This is a genomic window from Streptomyces sp. NPDC096152 (assembly GCF_044763235.1).
In the GTDB taxonomy this organism is placed as follows: Bacteria; Actinomycetota; Actinomycetes; order Streptomycetales; family Streptomycetaceae; genus Streptomyces.
In genome coordinates this window covers 374,346-389,671 of record NZ_JBIWFW010000004.1, presented here as the reverse complement: position 1 = coordinate 389,671, position 15,326 = coordinate 374,346, and the positions used below count along the sequence as shown (strand labels likewise).

Sequence of the window (15,326 nt, the reverse complement as noted above, 5' to 3'; positions counted from 1 at the left end):
CGCCCTGGCGAGAGGAGTTGCACGTGCTCTTCGTGCAGGGAGCGTCGGTGACCGCAGTCGTGCGCGGCAGTCTCGGAGAGCCGGTGATCTTGCTCGCCGGTGAATCTTGTCCGGGAATGCTGGATAGGCGTTGGATTGACGTGGTCAGGGCGGCAGCCGTCGTGCTGGATGCGACCGAGCTGCAATGTCTGTGGGCCGCGATGTGCACATTGAGCATGCGGACGCCGGATTCCTATGTCGCGGCCGACGAGAATGTGCTCGCCCTTTACAAGGTGCCCTCGGCCTGATTTCCGGGCCGATGCCCTGCCGTGCTTCCGAGTGGCTCCCCCCGGGCCGGCCCGAAGCACCGCCGCCCGTGGTCAGGGAACCCTGACCACGGGCGGCGAGGAGGGCTGGGCCGACTAGCGGCGCCAGTAGGGGGAGCACACCCACCTGTAGTGGTGGCGGTCCCACGTGTAGCGGTAGCTCATCCGGTGGTGGTCGCGGTACCGCCAGCAGGACCAGCCCCGGTGGTCGTCCCGGTCGTGGTAGTAGCGCCAGTCGTTGTCGTACCGCCAGTCGTTGTCGTATCGACGGTTGTGGCCGTACCGCCAGTCGTCGTCGTACCGCCGGTCGTCGTCACGGTCCGTGTGACGCAGCCCCCCGAGGCCGCGGTCGAAGCGCTGGTCGCCGTCGTGGTCCCGATCGGGGTACGGGTCGCGGTGCGAAGCCGCCGGCGTCGCGGTGACGGCACCGTTCAGCGGGGCGGCGGAGGCCTGCGCGGCCATCGGTGCCACCACGGCACCCACGGCCAGGAGTGCGCCTGCCACGCCCTTGGCAATATTCTTCACTGCTTCTCCTTTCGGACCGGGATGGAGCGGCCTTTCTGCTCCACCGGCCGGGCTGACGCTACCTCAGATTTCACTGCCGTCACGGGATGCCGAATTCGTGCACCGTGCGGACGGTGTGGCGTGCAGCCGAGGGAAAGTGCAGGTCAAAGCCCTGCTTTGAGGATCTTCCGGGCTCTCGGCTTTCAATTCCCCGGGCAACTCCAACAGGTGAATCCATTCGCGGCCCCGGTATTGATAAAAGAGTCGGGCGGATTTGCATCGCGCCCTCTTGGCGACCCTCATCGCACGGAGTGCGAAATGGTAAAGGCCGGGATCGGGTGGCCCGGGCCGTGGCAATGCCCGCAAGTGACCGCCCCCTGTTCCGTCGAGGGCGCCCGCCGGGGAGAGGGGGTGAGGGGTGTGGCCCAGAGGGCGCAGCGCTCGGCGGGTCGGGCCCACGGCGTCGGCGCGTCGGGCCGGCCGGATCCGATGGCCCTCCGGATCTGCGTCCTCGCGTGCCCGTGTCCGTCCAGGGGCTTCGCCCTGAATTCCGCTCAGGCGTGCCTCTTCATCGCCACGTTGGGCCTGGCTGGACGCCGCCGCGCGCCCTGCCTTCGGTGCGGGGAGCGGGTGCGAGCTGCTCCAGTCGGCGTCTCTGCCTGGGGCTTTGCGGTGCTGCAGGCCTCAACTATTGAACGAGCGAGCGATTTTGAACACATGTCGGACATAGCGGGTTTGCATCGGAGCTCCGCTTTCGACTACCGTCCGGGATCTCCGAACGAAACGTCCGGAGATTCTGGACAGCGGGGTTGACGCATGGCTACGCATTCCTTCTCGTAGTGCCGCTGTTCAGGCCGTTGCGGCCGGGCGCCCCACGCCCGGCCGCAACGGAACGGAGGACCCGCCGGACCGGCTCCGTCGCTCGTCGCGATTTCCGCGCGAGCCGTCGGCCGGCCGCGGCGGGTGTCTCCCGATCGTCGTGCGACTACTCCCCTGTCGCACGTCCTTACCCGAGTGAAAGGAAATTCCTATGGACATCAAGCAGCTTGAGGCCGAGACCGCGGAACTGCTGCCGGGTCGTGAGGCGCTGGGCCGGTTCTCCTTCAACCTCACGAAGACGACTTCTATCTCGAAGAAGTACCTGAACCTCGACGCTCACAACGAGTCGGCGGCCGTGAACCAGTTCTCGCCGCTGGCCGTCGCGCAGTCCGCGGCGTCGCAGGCCATCAGCGTCCACCAGTAGCACGCTGACGCCGCGGGGCAGGCGGAATCTGCCCCGCGACGTCCGCCGGGCACCGTCCCACCCGGGTCCCACCCGGGTGGGACGGTGCTCCCGGCTCCCTTCGGCGGTCCTTCGCAGGCGCCGCAAGGAGTCCGAGCGAAACCCGCGCCGTGGAGAAGACTATGACGCTGCCCGCAGAACACAGCACGTCCCACGCCCGGAACGAACCCACTCTCCCCACGGCCGGCTCTCCGCCTCCCGACGACGGACGTACCGCGAAGCCGCAGGAGCCGTCCTCCGCGACCACACGGGTCATGGAGCCCGAAGGCGCGCCGGCCGCCGGCCGGCCCGTGCCCCATCTCACCGACGGCCTGAGCACCCTGGGCCAGTACCAGGGCTCCGGTTTCACCGACCGCAGGTACGTCGTCCGCCGCGGCGACGGTCAGGTCCTGATGCTCTCCCGTCTGCTCTACCTCATCGTCAGCTCGATCGACGGCGTGCGTGACACGGAGACCATCTCCCACCGCGTCAGCGGCCGGTACGGGCAGGAGGTCACGGAGGACAACGTCGTCTACCTCATCGAGAACCGGCTGACCCCGCTCGGGGTCACGGTCCCGCTGGGAGAACTCCCGCGAAAGTGTGTCGAGGCCCCCACCTCCGACCTCCTGCTGGCCCTGCGCGGCCACCGGGTGATCCTCAACGAGGCACGGGTCGCCCGCGTCGCCGCCGCCCTGAGCTGGCTGCACCGCCCGCCGATGGTGGCGCTGGTGCTGACCGCCACCGCGGCCGTGGACGTGTGGCTGTTCGCGATCCACGGCGCCATGACGCCGCTGCTGCGCGTGCTGGAACAGCCGATCTGGATGCTCGCGGTGTTCCTGCTCACCGTCCTCTCCCTCCTCTTCCACGAGTTCGGCCACGCTTCGGCCTGCAAGTACAGCGGTGCGGTCCCGGGGAAGATCGGGTGCGGCATCTACCTGATCTGGCCCGCGCTCTACACCGACGTCACGGACGTGTACCGGATCGGCAGGCGGGGCCGGCTGCGCACCGGCTTCGGCGGCGTCTACTTCAACGCCGTCTTCATCCTGGCGCTCACCGTCGGCTACCTGGTGACAGGGCAGCCGTTCTTCCTGGCCGCCGTCTACCTCGCGCACTTCGAGGTTCTGGAACAGCTGATGCCCGCACTGCGGCTCGACGGCTACTACATCCTCGGCGACCTGGCCGGCGTGCCCGACCTGTTCGGCAAGGTGAAGCCGATCCTGCTGAGCCTGCTGCCCGGACGCAGGCCCGCCGGAGCGGCCGACCTGAAGCGCTCCGCGCGCGTCATCGTCGCCACCTGGGTCCTGACGATGATCCCCCTGCTCCTCGCGGAGCTGTGCTACGCCCTGTGGAACCTCCCCCGGCTGCTCACGACCGCGTTCCGGAGCCTCGCCGAACAAGTCACCGGAACCGTCGAGGCCTTCGGAACGGGCCACCTGGCGGCGGGCGGCGTCGGCATCATCGGCGCCCTCATGCTCGTGTGCCCGATGGCCGGTGGGACCTACCTCGCGGGACGGGTGCTCGCGCGGCTGATCCGTGCCGCCGTACGGTCCACACGGGGCAGACCCGCCCTGCGTCTGGCCGCGGCCGTCGCGGTCGGCGCCTCCGCCTGCGTCCTGGGCGCCGCCTGGTGGCAGGGCATGACACCCGCGCCGCTTCCGCCCGCGGCACCCGTGACCCCACTCCTGCAGCCCGGCGTTCCCCGCGTCCGGGTCGCGGAGAGCCCCCCGGCCGAACGGCCCCGGGTCCAGCCGGTGCCACCGCCGTCCCGTGCTCCGTATCCCACCGTCCGAGCCACAGAGCCCGGCACGGGACGAACCGGACCCACGGTGGCCGCCTCTCCGTCACCCGGCCCCACCGGGAAGGCCACGCCCACACAGGCGTCGGCCTCCCCCCGGACGGGCACCACGCCCACCGCGTCGCCCACCGTCAGGCAGTCGGGGACGCCCACCACGCCCCCGCCCAGCACGCGGCCCGGGGGAACGCCCCCTGTTTCGCCGTCCGCCTCAGCGACGGATCCGGCGACCGCGTCCCCCTCCGCCTCGGCGACCTCGTCGCCGAGCCCCAGCACGACCTGACCCCCCTCACCACTTCAGGAGAACGATATGAAGCACCGCAAGCCCAGCACGAGCACCGTGGCCAGGGCCGCCGTGAGCATCGGCGTGGCCGCCGGCGCCGGTCTGTCCATGACCACCAGCATGGCCTCGGCCGCCACCGGCCCCGGCTTCCCCGGCGGAGGTGCCGCCATCGCCGTGGACCTGGCGCACAGCCGCGCCAACCGGGCCCACGTGAGCGACTTCGACGAAACGTTCAGGGTCCACGAGTACGGCCCGTCCGTCGCCGTGACGGCGAACAACCGCGCCACGGCCGAGTCGGTCGGATGCTCTCCGCTGGCGCCGTGCCGGTCCGTCGCCCTCTCGTTCCAGATCGTCACCACCTCCGGCCGCAACGCACGGCTGATCCACGCCACCAACCTCGGCCGCGCGGCGAACGAGCACTGCCCCTCCTGCCAGACCTTCGCCGGCGCCTACCAGTTCGTCGTGGCCACCCCGCGGGCCTTCACCCTCAGCGCGAGCGCCCGGAGCGAGCTCGCGGGGCTGGCCCGCCGTGCGGCGGAGCTGCGCTCCTCGACGCTGCCGGTCTACCGGGTCCGGGAGCGTGCCGACGCGATCTCCCGTGAGATCAAGGCCGTTCTCGACCGGGAGGCCGCACGGGCTCCCCGGGCCGACGGAAGCGACCCCGGGGCCGACTTCGATCCCTTCGTCACGATGCGCCGCCACGTCGTCTAGGGCCCGGAGCAGGTGAAGTCCGGTGCCGGGCCGGAGCCCGGCTCTCCGATCCGGCGCCGGGAGGCCGCGTTCGGCCATGGCGGTCACCCCCCTTCCGGATGCCCCCGGCCGACCGGGGGCATCCGGACCGGCGACTTCCCTCGCGGTGCGCCTCCCGCACCACCGCCGGCCCCGGAGCCCTACGACATCGCCCGACCCGGAAGGTCCGAGACCGTGACCAGCCCGCACCCCGAAGCATCCCGCACCCGTGTTCTTCAACTCCTCGCCGAAGGGCACTCGGCGGGAGAAGTCGCACGGACGCTGGGAATCCCGCCCAGCACCGTCTACCGCTGGCGGCGCTCCCTCGGCGTCCCGGCCGTCCCGTCCCCGGCCCGGAGCCGCATCCAGGAACTCGAGGCCGAACTCCTCCTGTGCCGCCGGACGATCGACGCCCTGAACGACGTGATGCCCCCAAAAGGCGTTACGAAGTGATCACGCGCGTGGTGGAGCAGGGATTTCCCGCGCGCAGGGTCGCTGCCCTTCTGAACGTCTCCGAATCCGGCTACTACGCGTGGCGTGAGCGCCCCGCGTCGGACAGGGACATACGGCACGCGTGGCTGACCCGGCTGATCACCGACCTCCACCGGCAGTCGGGCTCCACCTGGGGCTACCGGCGCATCCGCCAGGAACTCGACCGCCGCTTCGGGATCAGGGTCAGCCACGGGACGGTCGAGCGGCTCATGCGGCGGGCGGGGCTCCGCGGTATGCCGGGACGTCTCCCGGCGGCCTTCGCCCCCGAGCAGTGCGTCGCGCCCGGCACCCGGTGGATCCTGGACACCTTCGTCTGCCGTACGCGGGAGGGCGACCTCTGCCTGGCGGTCGTCCTCGACAGCGTCGGACGGCGCCTGCTGAGCTGGAGCAGCGCCGCCGCCCCGGACTCCGGCCTCCTCACGCGGACTCTTCAGGCGGCCTTGGCCCGGCACGGGGGTGCGCCCGCCTCGGCGGCCCCGGGATTCAGCTGTGTGTTCACCGAGCGGGCGCTGGGGTCCGGCTGCGCGCCGCCCGACGCGGCCACGGGTGACTGGTACGACCACGCGGTGGTCGAGACCTTCTGGGAGCACGTGCACCGCGCACTCGCGGCGCTGTGGGCCTCCGCCGGCCTCCCCCCACTGCGCCCGGAACTGTCGAGGGTCCTGAACCGCCTGGCCCACCAGGGGCTTGTGGTGCGTGGACCGAACCTCCCTCTCCAGAAGGTGGACACATGGACCTCACACCACCCCTGCCCCGGTCCGGTGGCACCCGGTCGTGTGCGCCCCGGGGTCTGACCGCCCCACAAGCACACCGCATGCTGCTGTACTGCGCCCTCGAAGCGGCGGGCGTCCCGCTGGAGGTCGGCGACGTCCAGGCCGTCTTCGCGGTGGCCGAGCTGGACTACGTCACCGTGCAGGCCGTCATCACCTGGATCGCCACGGCGGAGACCCCCGGATTCGTCCGGTGACGGGCCGGGCTGTGCGGCCCGCGGGACGACGGCCGCCGCGCGGCCGGTGCCGGGAAGTACCTCCTCCCGGGAGAGGGTCAGCCCAGGTCGGCCTCGGGGCCGCCCGCCTCGAGCAGGGACTCCACCAGGACCGCCACGTGCCGCCGGTCCTTCGGGCTCAGCCTCTGCACGCTCGCGATGAGGATTTCCACCTCGGGATCGGTGATCTCGGGCGAGTCCTCGAAGTAGAGGTTGACTCCCGCCGCCTCCGCGGCGGCCCGCTGCACCGGAGCCACCGGTATGCCCAGCCCCTTGGCAAGGCCCTCCAGCGTGGTCTTCTGCGGCACCTGGGCCAGCCGTCTCGACGTGGCCAGATGGTGCACCGTCGAACGTGAGATGCCGCCCCGGCGCGCCACGTCGTTGTAGGACCAGCCGTTCTGGTCCAGCCGGCGCTTGATCATTTGCTGCAGTGTGTTGAGCACCACCGCTTCTTCCTGTCGGGGGAGAGGCAGCCTGTCAATGAGTCTAACGGCCCGATCCTCAGGCCGTTCCGCATGTTTCTTCTTTCGCCTGCATCCGCCACCCTGCCCCAGGCCGAATTCGGAGCCCCCTACGCGCGGGGTCCGGGGCTGCGCGGTGGACGCCGACCGCCGACGACCGGAGTTCATCCCGATTCCACCCGGAGTGCACCGCGACGGCGGGGGCTGTCAGCGGTTCGTGCTCTCATGGAGACATGATCGAAGAGACGGAAACCATCGAAGAGTTTCTCGCACGTCACTCGGCCGACGTGGAGGAGGCCGTCCGCAAGGCGGCCGCGGCCGAGATCCTGCCCCGCTTCCGCCGCCTCGCCGAGCACGAGGTGGAGCGGAAGTCCGGCCCGCACGACCTGGTCACGGACGCCGACCGGCTGGCCGAGCTCTACCTCACGGGCGTGCTCGGAGCCCTGCTGCCCGGCTCCGTAGTGGTCGGCGAGGAGGCGGTGCACGCCGACCCGGACACCTACGAGGCGCTTCAGGACGACCGCCCGGTCTGGATCGTCGACCCCGTCGACGGCACCCGGCAGTTCGTGCACGGCGACCCAGGCTTCTGCACCCTCGTCGCCCTCGCCCGGCGCGGAGTCGTGCTCGCGTCCTGGACGTACGCCCCGGTCCCCGACCAACTCGCCACGGCCGTAAGGGGGCAGGGTGCCTTCCTGGACGGCGAGCGGCTGCGCGCGGGCGCGCCGGAACCGGGCCGCGACCTGCGCGTGGCCACCTCCCACCCGGACTTCACGACGGACGCGCAGAAGCGGGCCCTGCTCGGGCTGTGGGCGGACGGTGTCGCGGCGCGCCCCTGCGGCTCGGCCGGACTGGAGTATCTCGCCGTCGCGCGCGGCGAGTTGGACGCCACCGCGTTCTCGTGGGAAGCGGCCTGGGACCACGCCGCGGGCCTGCTCCTGGTCGAGGAGGCCGGCGGCGCCCACCTGACCCTGACCGGCGATCCCTTCCGCGTCACCGGCGGCAACACCCTGCCGTTCACCGCGGCACGGGACGCCGCGACGGCCCACCGGGTGCGGAACCTGCTCACGGCCTGACCGGACCGGCCCCGCCGGGGCCACACCGGCCACCGGCCCCCGGCGCGGGCCACCCGGACCACCGCACACCGGCCGTCGGACCGGCGGCATATCCTGATCCCGAGTGGCCATCGGCTGACGAAGGGGTCCGAAGGTGCCGTCGATGCTCGATGCGGTCGTGGTGGGTGCGGGGCCGAACGGGCTGACCGCTGCCGTGGAGCTCGCCCGGCGCGGGTTCTCCGTGGCGGTGTTCGAGGCGCGGGACACCGTCGGGGGCGGCGCCCGCACCGAGGAGCTCACGCTGCCCGGCTTCCGGCACGACCCGTGCTCCGCCGCGCACCCGCTCGGCATCAACTCGCCCGCGTTCCGCGCCCTGCCCCTGGGGCGCTACGGCCTCGAGTGGCTGCACGCCGAGCTGCCCATGGCGCACCCCTTCACGGACGGCACCGCCGCGGTCCTGGCCCGGTCGGTCGCCGCGACGGCCGCCTCCTTCGGCCCGCGCGACGCGGGCGCGTACCGCAGGCTGGTCGAGCCGTTCCTGCCGCACTGGGACACCCTGGTCCGCGACTTCATGTCGCTGCCCCTGACCGCGCTGCCGCGGGACCCGGTCACGCTCGCCCGCTTCGGCCTGCGGGGCCTGCCGCCGTCCACCTGGCTGATGCGCCGCTTCCGCGACGAGCGGGCGAAGACCCTCTTCGCCGGCCTCGTCGCCCACGTGATCGCCCCGCTCGACGGCTTCGCCACCGGCGCCATCGGCCTGGTCTTCGCCCTGGCCGCACACGCCCGCGGCTGGCCGGTGGCCCGCGGCGGCTCCCAGGCGATCTCCGACGCCCTCGCCGCCTACCTGAAGGACCTCGGCGGAGCCCTGCACACCGACTACGAGGTCAAGCGCCTCGACGACCTCCCGCCCGCGCGGGCGTACGTCTTCGACACCTCGCCCACCGCCCTGGCCCGCATCGCCGGCCTCGGCCGGTACTACGAGGGCTACCGGTACGGCCCCGGCGTCTTCAAGATCGACTACGCCCTGGACGGCCCGGTGCCCTGGACCGCGAAGGAGCCCCGCGTCGCCGGCACCGTGCAGATCGGGGCGGACACCGCCGAGATCGGCACCGCGCTGCGCGCCGTGTCCCGCGAGGGCCGAGCCCCCGACGCGCCGTTCCTCATCACCGTCCAGCCCAGCGTCGTCGACCCCACCCGCGCCCCGGCCGGCAAACAGGTCTTCTGGGCGTACGGCCATGTGCCCAACGGCTGGACCGGCGACCTCACCGACGCAGTGGAACGCCAACTGGAGCGCTTCGCCCCGGGCTTCCGCGACCGCGTCCTCGCCCGTGCCACCGCCGGCCCACCCGAACTCGCCGCCCGCAACGCCAACTACGTCGGCGGCGACATCGCCACCGGCGCCGCCTCCGGCCTCCAGCTCCTGCTGCGCCCCAAGCTGTCCCTCTTCCCGTACCACACCCCGCACCCGGCCGTGTTCATCTGCTCGTCGGCCACCCCGCCCGGGCCCGGCGTGCACGGCATGTCCGGACACAACGCGGCGAAGGCCGTGTGGCGCAGGCTGCGGCAGACATGACCACCATCACGCTCGTCCGGGGCGACATCACCCGGCAGGCCGTCGACGCGATCGTCAACGCGGCCAACTCCTCCCTGCTCGGCGGCGGAGGCGTCGACGGCGCGATCCACCGCCGGGGCGGCCCCGCCATCCTCGAGGAGTGCCGCCGCCTGAGGGCCTCGCGGTACGGCAAGGGCCTGCCCACCGGCCAGGCCGTCGCCACCACGGCGGGCGCACTGGACGCCCGCTGGGTGATCCACACCGTCGGCCCGGTGCACAGCCGCACCGAGGACCGCTCGGACCTGCTCGCCTCCTGCTACCGCACGGCGCTGCGCGTCGCCGACGAGCTGGGCGCCCGCAGCGTGGCCTTCCCCGCGATCTCCACCGGCATCTTCGGCTGGCCGATGGACGACGGCGCCCGGATCGCGGTCGACACCGTGCGGGAGGCACCGACCGCGGTGGCGGAGGTCCGCTTCGTCCTCTTCGACGAGCCGGCCTACGAGGCGTTCGCCGCCCGGGTGGGGCCCACCGGAGCGCGGTGATCCGGGCGGGCGCGGCGCGGCCGACGTCGATGTCGGATTCCCGCCAGCCCGCGCCCCGCCGGTGCCCGATGCTGGACCCATGCAGAACGGGATGCACACCGACCGGGAGCGCTGCGTACGCGCCGTCCAGTCCAAGGACGCACGGTTCGACGGATGGTTCTTCACCGCCGTCCTGACCACCCGCATCTACTGCCGGCCCAGCTGCCCCGCGGTGCCGCCGAAGCCCGAGAACATGACCTTCCACCCGAGCGCGGCCGCCTGCCAGCAGAGCGGGTTCCGGGCCTGCAAGCGCTGCCGCCCCGACACCAGTCCCGGCTCACCCGAGTGGAACCGGCGCGCCGACCTCGTGGCCCGCGCCATGCGGCTGATCGCCGACGGCGTCGTGGACCGCGACGGCGTGCCGGGCCTGGCCGCCCGCCTCGGCTACAGCACCCGCCAGATCGAGCGCCAGCTGCTCGTCGAAGTCGGCGCCGGGCCGCTCGCGCTCGCCCGGGCCCAGCGCGCCCAGACCGCGAGGCTGCTGATCGAGACCACCGCCCTGCCGATGGCGGAGATCGCCTTCGCCGCGGGCTTCTCCTCGATCCGCACCTTCAACGACACCGTGCGCGAGGTCTTCGCCCTGTCACCCAGCGAACTGCGCTCCCGCGTCCCGCGACGGAGCGCCGCCACGCCGGCCGGGACGCCCGCGCCGGGCACTCCCGGCGCCCTCTCCCTGCGCCTGCCGTTCCGCGCCCCGCTCAACCCGGACAACCTCTTCGGCCACCTCGCGGCCACCGCCGTACCGGGCGTGGAGGAGTGGTGCGACGGCGCCTACCGCCGGACCCTGCGCCTGCCCTACGGGCACGGGATCGCGGCGCTGACACCGGCGACGGACCACATCGCCTGCCGCCTCACCCTGAGCGACCTGCGGGACCTGCCGGTCGCCATCAGCCGCTGCCGCCGGATGCTCGACCTGGACGCCGACCCCGTCGCGATCGACGACCAGCTGCGCACCGACCCGGTCCTCGCGCCCCTGGTCGACAAGGCCCCGGGCCGCCGGGTGCCACGCACCGTCGACGAGGCCGAGTTCGCGGTACGGGCCGTGCTCGGCCAGCAGGTGTCCACGGCCGCCGCCCGCACCCACGCGGCCCGCCTCGTCGCCGCGCACGGCGAGCCGGTGGACGACCCGGAGGGCGGCCTCACCCACCTGTTCCCCGCCCCCGCGGCACTGGCCGCCCTCGACCCCGCGTCGCTGGCGATGCCCCGCATCCGACGTACCACGTTCACCACACTCGTCGGACAACTCGCCGACGGCGCGATCCACTTGGGGGTGGAGAGCGACTGGGGGCAGACCCGTGCCCGGCTGCTGGCGCTGCCCGGCTTCGGTCCCTGGACGGTGGAGGCCATCGCCATGCGCGCGCTCGGCGACCCCGACGCCTTCCTCCCCACCGACCTCGGCGTCCGGCGCGCCGCCGCGGAGCTGGGCCTGCCGTCGACCCCGGCGGCGCTGACCGCCCGGGCGGCCGCCTGGCGGCCCTGGCGCGCCTACGCCGTCCAGTACCTCTGGGCGACCTGCGACCACCCGATCAACTTCCTTCCCGTCTGAGGACGTTCCGTGAAGCAGCACACCGTGATCGACAGCCCCTACGGCCCCCTCACCCTCGTCGCCGACGACGGTGTCCTCAGCGGCCTGTACATGGCCGGCCAGCGGCACCGCCCGGCCGAGGAGACCTTCGGCGAACGCGCCCGGCTCGCCGCCCTCGACGCGGCCGAGGAGCAGCTGGAGGCCTACTTCGCGGGCCGCCTGACCGAGTTCACCCTCGAACTCCGCCTGGACGGAACCCCGTTCCAGCGCCGCGTCTGGGAGCAACTGCGCTCCATCCCCTACGGCCTGACGCGCACCTACGGCGATCTGGCCGAGGCCCTCGGCAACCCCGGCGCCTCCCGCGCGGTCGGCCTCGCCAACGGCAGGAACCCGATCGGCGTCATCGTCCCCTGCCACCGCGTCGTCGGCGCCGACGGCAGCCTCACCGGCTACGGCGGCGGCCTCGACCGCAAGCGCCGCCTGCTGGACTTCGAGCGGGGAGCGGCCATCTTCTGACGGCCGCTCCCCGGCGGCCCGTCCTCCGAGGGCCCGTGTCCCGGCGCCCCGTCCTCCGAGGGCCCGTCTTCCGACGGCCGGCCCGGAACACCGGGGCCGGCCGGGTCAGCCGACGCGGTGGCCATTCTCCAGTTCCGCCGTGCCCGAGCCCGCGGCCAGCACATCGAGGGCGGTCAGCACCCGGCGGCCCAGCGCACCCGGGAGGTGAGAGGCGAGTTCGTCGCGCGGGACCAGCCGCCAGGACAGCAGCTCCTCCTCCTGCAGGCGGATCGCCTTGAACTCCTCCTCGCCGAGGATCCCACCGTCGAAGAGGTACGCCACCAGCGGCGGGCGGCCCGTCCCGTGCACCCAGTCCACGGCGAGCAGCCGCCCGAGCTCGCGGTCCAGGCCGATCTCCTCCAGCGTCTCGCGGCGCGCGCCCTGGCGCGGGGTCTCCCCGTCGTCGGACTCGATCGTGCCGCCCGGCAGCGCCCATCCGTCGCGGTAGTTGGGCTCGACGAGCAGCACCCGCCCGTCCGCGTCACGGAAGAGGGCGGCGGCTCCGGCGAGGACGCGGGGGAGACCCGCGATGTACGTGGCGAAGTCGGGATCGGGAGTAGTCATCAAGTTCTCCTTGCGTGGAAACCCCGTCCTTCAGGGCGGGGAGGAAACGCATCCTCGGAGTGGAGCCGCGCAGCGGCGGAGACCGCGGCGTCATCCTCGCAACGAATCATGCTCACAGGGAAACTGATAGAAGGTGAGGCGTGCCGCAGCAGGTCAAGCGGGCGTTCAAGTACCGCTTTTACCCCACGGGCGAGCAGGCAGCAGAGTTGTCCCGCACGTTCGGCTGCGTCCGCCTCGTGTACAACAAGGCGCTGGAGGAACGCACCCAGGCGTGGTACGGCGAGCAGCGCCGCATCTCCTACATGCAGTCGTCCGCCGCGTTGACGGAGTGGAAGAAGACGGAAGAACTGGCATTCCTCGCCGAGGTGTCCTCCGTCCCGCTCCAACAGGCGCTCCGGCACTTGCAGACGGCATTCGGGAACTTCTTCGCCAAGCACGCCAAGTACCCGCGGTTCAAGTCCCGGAAGAAGTCCCGGGCGTCGGCCGAGTACACCCGCAGTGCTTTCAAGTGGCGTGACGGCAAACTGACGCTGGCGAAAATGTCCGAGCCGTTGGACATCCGCTGGTCGCGTCCGCTGCCGGAGGGCGCGGCGCCGACCACGGTGACCGTGTCCCGCGACAGCGCGGGGCGGTGGTTCGTATCCCTGCTGTGCGATGATCACATCGCTCCGGCTCCGGTCACGTCGAACGCGGTCGGAATCGACGCGGGCATAACGACGCTCGTGACCCTGTCGACCGGTGAGAAGATTGCCAACCCGAAGCACGGGCGGCGCGAGCGCGCACGCCTAGCCAAGGCCCAGCGGAAACTGTCCCGCAAGGCGAAGGGGTCGGCGAACCGGGAGAAGGCTCGTAAGGGTGTCGCTCGCGTCCACGCCCGGATCGCCGACCGGCGCCGGGACTTCCTGCACAAGCTGTCGACTCGACTCGTCCGTGAGAACCAAACGGTCGTGATCGAGGACCTCACCGTCCGCAACCTGCTGAAGAACGGCAAGCTCGCGCGCGCCATCTCCGACGCGTCGTGGACGGAACTCCGCTCCATGCTGGAGTACAAGTGCGCCTGGTACGGGCGCGAACTCGTCGTGATCGACCGCTGGTTCCCCAGCTCGAAGCTGTGCGGGAACTGCGGCACGGTCCGCGGGAAACTGCCGCTGAACGTCCGCGAGTGGACGTGCGAGTGCGGCACCGTGCACGACCGCGACGTGAACGCGGCGCGCAACATCCTGGCCGCCGGGCTGGCGGTGTCTGCCTGTGGAGACGGTGTAAGACCTCAACGGGAGTCCTCCCGGACGGGGCGGCGGTCGGTGAAGCAGGAAGTCCCACCCGCGAGGGTTGGAATCCCCAGCCCTTAGGCGGGGGCGGAAGTCAATCAGGAAGGGTATCCACGGCCGAGGCCGAGCCGGTCGCCGCGCCGCCGGCCGCGGCGACCCCACCGCCGGCCCTCGCCGCACGTTCCGGAGCCTCGGCCCCCTCCCCGGCCCCGGACGCGGCGTCGGCCCGCGCCCCCGCCTGCACCAGGCGCAGGGTCCGGTCCGCGAGGTCGCTGATGCGGGCGCGGTCGAAGCCGAAGACCGCGCTGCGGACCGTGTCCTCCAGCGGGTCCTTCCACTGCGCGGGGATCGCCTCCGCCCCGGCCAGGACGCCCGCCACGGAACCGGCCGTCGCGCCGTTGGAGTCGGTGTCCAGGCCGCCGCGGACGGTGAGCGCGAGGGTGCGGGTGAAGTCGCCGTCGCCGTACAGCAGCCCGGCCGTGAGGACGGCGGCGTTCGGGACCGTGTGGATCCAGCCGAGGGCCGCCGTCTCCTCCGCGAGTGTGGCGAGCGTGTCCTCCCACGGCAGGTGCGTCTCGTGCAGGGAGGCGACCCGGCGTACGGTGCGGGCCAGGCGGCTGCTCGCCGGGATCACCGTGAGCGCGGTGTCGACGGCGTCGCGGACGGCCGGGGCGGTGAACGCCGCCGCGATCAGCGCCGCCGCCCACATCGCGCCGTACACGCCGTTGCCGGTGTGCGACAGCACCGCGTCCCGGCGGGCGAGCAGGGCGGCGCGGCGCGGGTCGCCGGGGCTGGTCCAGCCGTAGATGTCGGCGCGGATCAGGGCGCCGATCCACTCCTGGTACGGATTGTCGTAGGTGGCGGTCAGCGGCGGCTTCAGCCCACTCGCCAGATTGCGGTACGCGGCCCGTTCGGCGGTGAACGTCTGCAGATACGGCAGCCGCAGCAGCCACAGCTCCCCGACCTGCTCGGTGCTGAACGCGAAGCCGTGGGTCTCCAGCAGGTCCAGGCCGAGGATCGCGTAGTCGACGTCGTCGTCGCGGCAGCTCCCGTGGACGCGGCCGCGGACGCAGTCGCGCCACTCCGGGCGCAGCGCGGGGCCGTCGGTGCCGGCCGCCGGTTCCGGGAGGTAGCCGGTGAGCGGCAGCGCGCCGGCCTGCCGGAGATAGCGGTCGATGCGCTCGCGCGTCCACACCTCGCCCTGCTCGACCGGCTTGCCGAGCATGTTGCCCGCGATCCGGCCCAGCCAGCCTCCGAGGACGCGGTCGGCGAGCGTGGGCTCCGGCTCGGTGCGCACAGGGGTCATGGGGGAGGAGTACCCCATTTCCGGGAGCGGTCGCGCGGGGGGCGGGCGGGTCCGGACCCCGGCCGGCGCGCACCGCCTGACCACCGTCCGGGCGGGGCATGACGGCGGGGG

The 15,326-nt window shown here is 72.5% G+C and carries 17 protein-coding genes; 13 read left to right on the top strand and 4 right to left on the bottom strand.

Annotated elements, in window-relative coordinates:
- The first annotated feature begins 23 nt into the window (after nucleotides 1-23).
- Nucleotides 24-287: a hypothetical protein gene (locus tag ACIQ9G_RS16295; protein ID WP_403609368.1), complete on the top strand. Its 264-nt coding sequence runs from the start codon at nucleotides 24-26 to the stop codon at nucleotides 285-287.
- A 114-nt stretch (nucleotides 288-401) separates the two neighbouring features.
- Here the strand turns inward: ACIQ9G_RS16295 and ACIQ9G_RS16290 are convergent, their stop codons facing one another.
- Entirely contained in the window at nucleotides 402-830 is a 429-nt protein-coding gene (locus ACIQ9G_RS16290; protein WP_403609365.1) for a hypothetical protein, read from the bottom strand.
- A 1,009-nt stretch (nucleotides 831-1,839) separates the two neighbouring features.
- Here ACIQ9G_RS16290 and ACIQ9G_RS16285 point away from each other — a divergent pair.
- From ACIQ9G_RS16285 to ACIQ9G_RS16260, 6 genes are all read left to right on the top strand, one after another.
- Nucleotides 1,840-2,052, top strand: a complete 213-nt coding sequence (locus ACIQ9G_RS16285; RefSeq protein WP_392192571.1) for a hypothetical protein — start codon at nucleotides 1,840-1,842, stop codon at nucleotides 2,050-2,052.
- A gap of 293 nt (nucleotides 2,053-2,345) precedes the next feature.
- Complete coding sequence (locus tag ACIQ9G_RS16280) at nucleotides 2,346-4,145, top strand: hypothetical protein (protein ID WP_403609362.1); 1,800 nt, start codon at nucleotides 2,346-2,348, stop codon at nucleotides 4,143-4,145.
- Between the two features lie 27 nt (nucleotides 4,146-4,172).
- The gene (locus tag ACIQ9G_RS16275) at nucleotides 4,173-4,856 is read left to right on the top strand and encodes a hypothetical protein (RefSeq protein ID WP_403609360.1); all 684 of its coding nucleotides are present in this window, start codon (nucleotides 4,173-4,175) and stop codon (nucleotides 4,854-4,856) included.
- A 213-nt stretch (nucleotides 4,857-5,069) separates the two neighbouring features.
- Entirely contained in the window at nucleotides 5,070-5,327 is a 258-nt protein-coding gene (locus ACIQ9G_RS16270; protein ID WP_403609357.1) for a transposase, read from the top strand.
- Entirely contained in the window at nucleotides 5,324-6,160 is an 837-nt protein-coding gene (locus ACIQ9G_RS16265) for an IS3 family transposase (protein ID WP_403609355.1), read from the top strand. Before ACIQ9G_RS16270 ends, ACIQ9G_RS16265 begins: the two co-directional genes overlap by 4 nt.
- 20 nt (nucleotides 6,161-6,180) lie before the next feature.
- Nucleotides 6,181-6,333: a hypothetical protein gene (locus tag ACIQ9G_RS16260; protein ID WP_403609352.1), complete on the top strand. Its 153-nt coding sequence runs from the start codon at nucleotides 6,181-6,183 to the stop codon at nucleotides 6,331-6,333.
- A gap of 77 nt (nucleotides 6,334-6,410) precedes the next feature.
- Here ACIQ9G_RS16260 and ACIQ9G_RS16255 read toward each other — a convergent pair whose 3' ends face one another.
- Nucleotides 6,411-6,773: a helix-turn-helix domain-containing protein gene (locus tag ACIQ9G_RS16255; protein ID WP_403609350.1), complete on the bottom strand. Its 363-nt coding sequence runs from the start codon at nucleotides 6,771-6,773 to the stop codon at nucleotides 6,411-6,413.
- A 272-nt stretch (nucleotides 6,774-7,045) separates the two neighbouring features.
- On the opposite strand from ACIQ9G_RS16255, the gene ACIQ9G_RS16250 reads away from it, so the two are divergent.
- From ACIQ9G_RS16250 to ACIQ9G_RS16230, 5 genes are all read left to right on the top strand, one after another.
- Nucleotides 7,046-7,885, top strand: a complete 840-nt coding sequence (locus ACIQ9G_RS16250) for an inositol monophosphatase family protein (protein ID WP_403609347.1) — start codon at nucleotides 7,046-7,048, stop codon at nucleotides 7,883-7,885.
- Nucleotides 7,886-8,027: 142 nt separating this feature from the next.
- Nucleotides 8,028-9,437, top strand: coding sequence for a phytoene desaturase family protein (locus ACIQ9G_RS16245; RefSeq protein WP_403609345.1), 1,410 nt, complete (start codon nucleotides 8,028-8,030; stop codon nucleotides 9,435-9,437).
- Nucleotides 9,434-9,958 (top strand): O-acetyl-ADP-ribose deacetylase, encoded by a 525-nt coding sequence (locus ACIQ9G_RS16240; protein ID WP_403609342.1) that lies wholly within the window; start codon nucleotides 9,434-9,436, stop codon nucleotides 9,956-9,958. The genes ACIQ9G_RS16245 and ACIQ9G_RS16240 overlap by 4 nt, the downstream gene beginning before the upstream one ends.
- A 79-nt stretch (nucleotides 9,959-10,037) precedes the next feature.
- The gene (locus ACIQ9G_RS16235) at nucleotides 10,038-11,543 is read left to right on the top strand and encodes an AlkA N-terminal domain-containing protein (RefSeq protein WP_403609339.1); all 1,506 of its coding nucleotides are present in this window, start codon (nucleotides 10,038-10,040) and stop codon (nucleotides 11,541-11,543) included.
- 9 nt (nucleotides 11,544-11,552) lie between these two features.
- Complete coding sequence (locus ACIQ9G_RS16230) at nucleotides 11,553-12,038, top strand: methylated-DNA--[protein]-cysteine S-methyltransferase (RefSeq protein ID WP_403609336.1); 486 nt, start codon at nucleotides 11,553-11,555, stop codon at nucleotides 12,036-12,038.
- Between the two features lie 105 nt (nucleotides 12,039-12,143).
- On the opposite strand, the gene ACIQ9G_RS16225 is transcribed toward ACIQ9G_RS16230, so the two are convergent.
- Nucleotides 12,144-12,641: an NUDIX domain-containing protein gene (locus ACIQ9G_RS16225; protein WP_403609334.1), complete on the bottom strand. Its 498-nt coding sequence runs from the start codon at nucleotides 12,639-12,641 to the stop codon at nucleotides 12,144-12,146.
- A gap of 140 nt (nucleotides 12,642-12,781) precedes the next feature.
- On the opposite strand from ACIQ9G_RS16225, the gene ACIQ9G_RS16220 reads away from it, so the two are divergent.
- On the top strand, nucleotides 12,782-13,990 hold the full coding sequence (locus tag ACIQ9G_RS16220; RefSeq protein ID WP_403609331.1) for an RNA-guided endonuclease InsQ/TnpB family protein: 1,209 nt from the start codon (nucleotides 12,782-12,784) through the stop codon (nucleotides 13,988-13,990).
- 13 nt (nucleotides 13,991-14,003) lie between these two features.
- Here the strand turns inward: ACIQ9G_RS16220 and ACIQ9G_RS16215 are convergent, their stop codons facing one another.
- Nucleotides 14,004-15,215 (bottom strand): ADP-ribosylglycohydrolase family protein, encoded by a 1,212-nt coding sequence (locus ACIQ9G_RS16215; protein WP_403609328.1) that lies wholly within the window; start codon nucleotides 15,213-15,215, stop codon nucleotides 14,004-14,006.
- Nucleotides 15,216-15,326 lie beyond the last annotated feature (111 nt).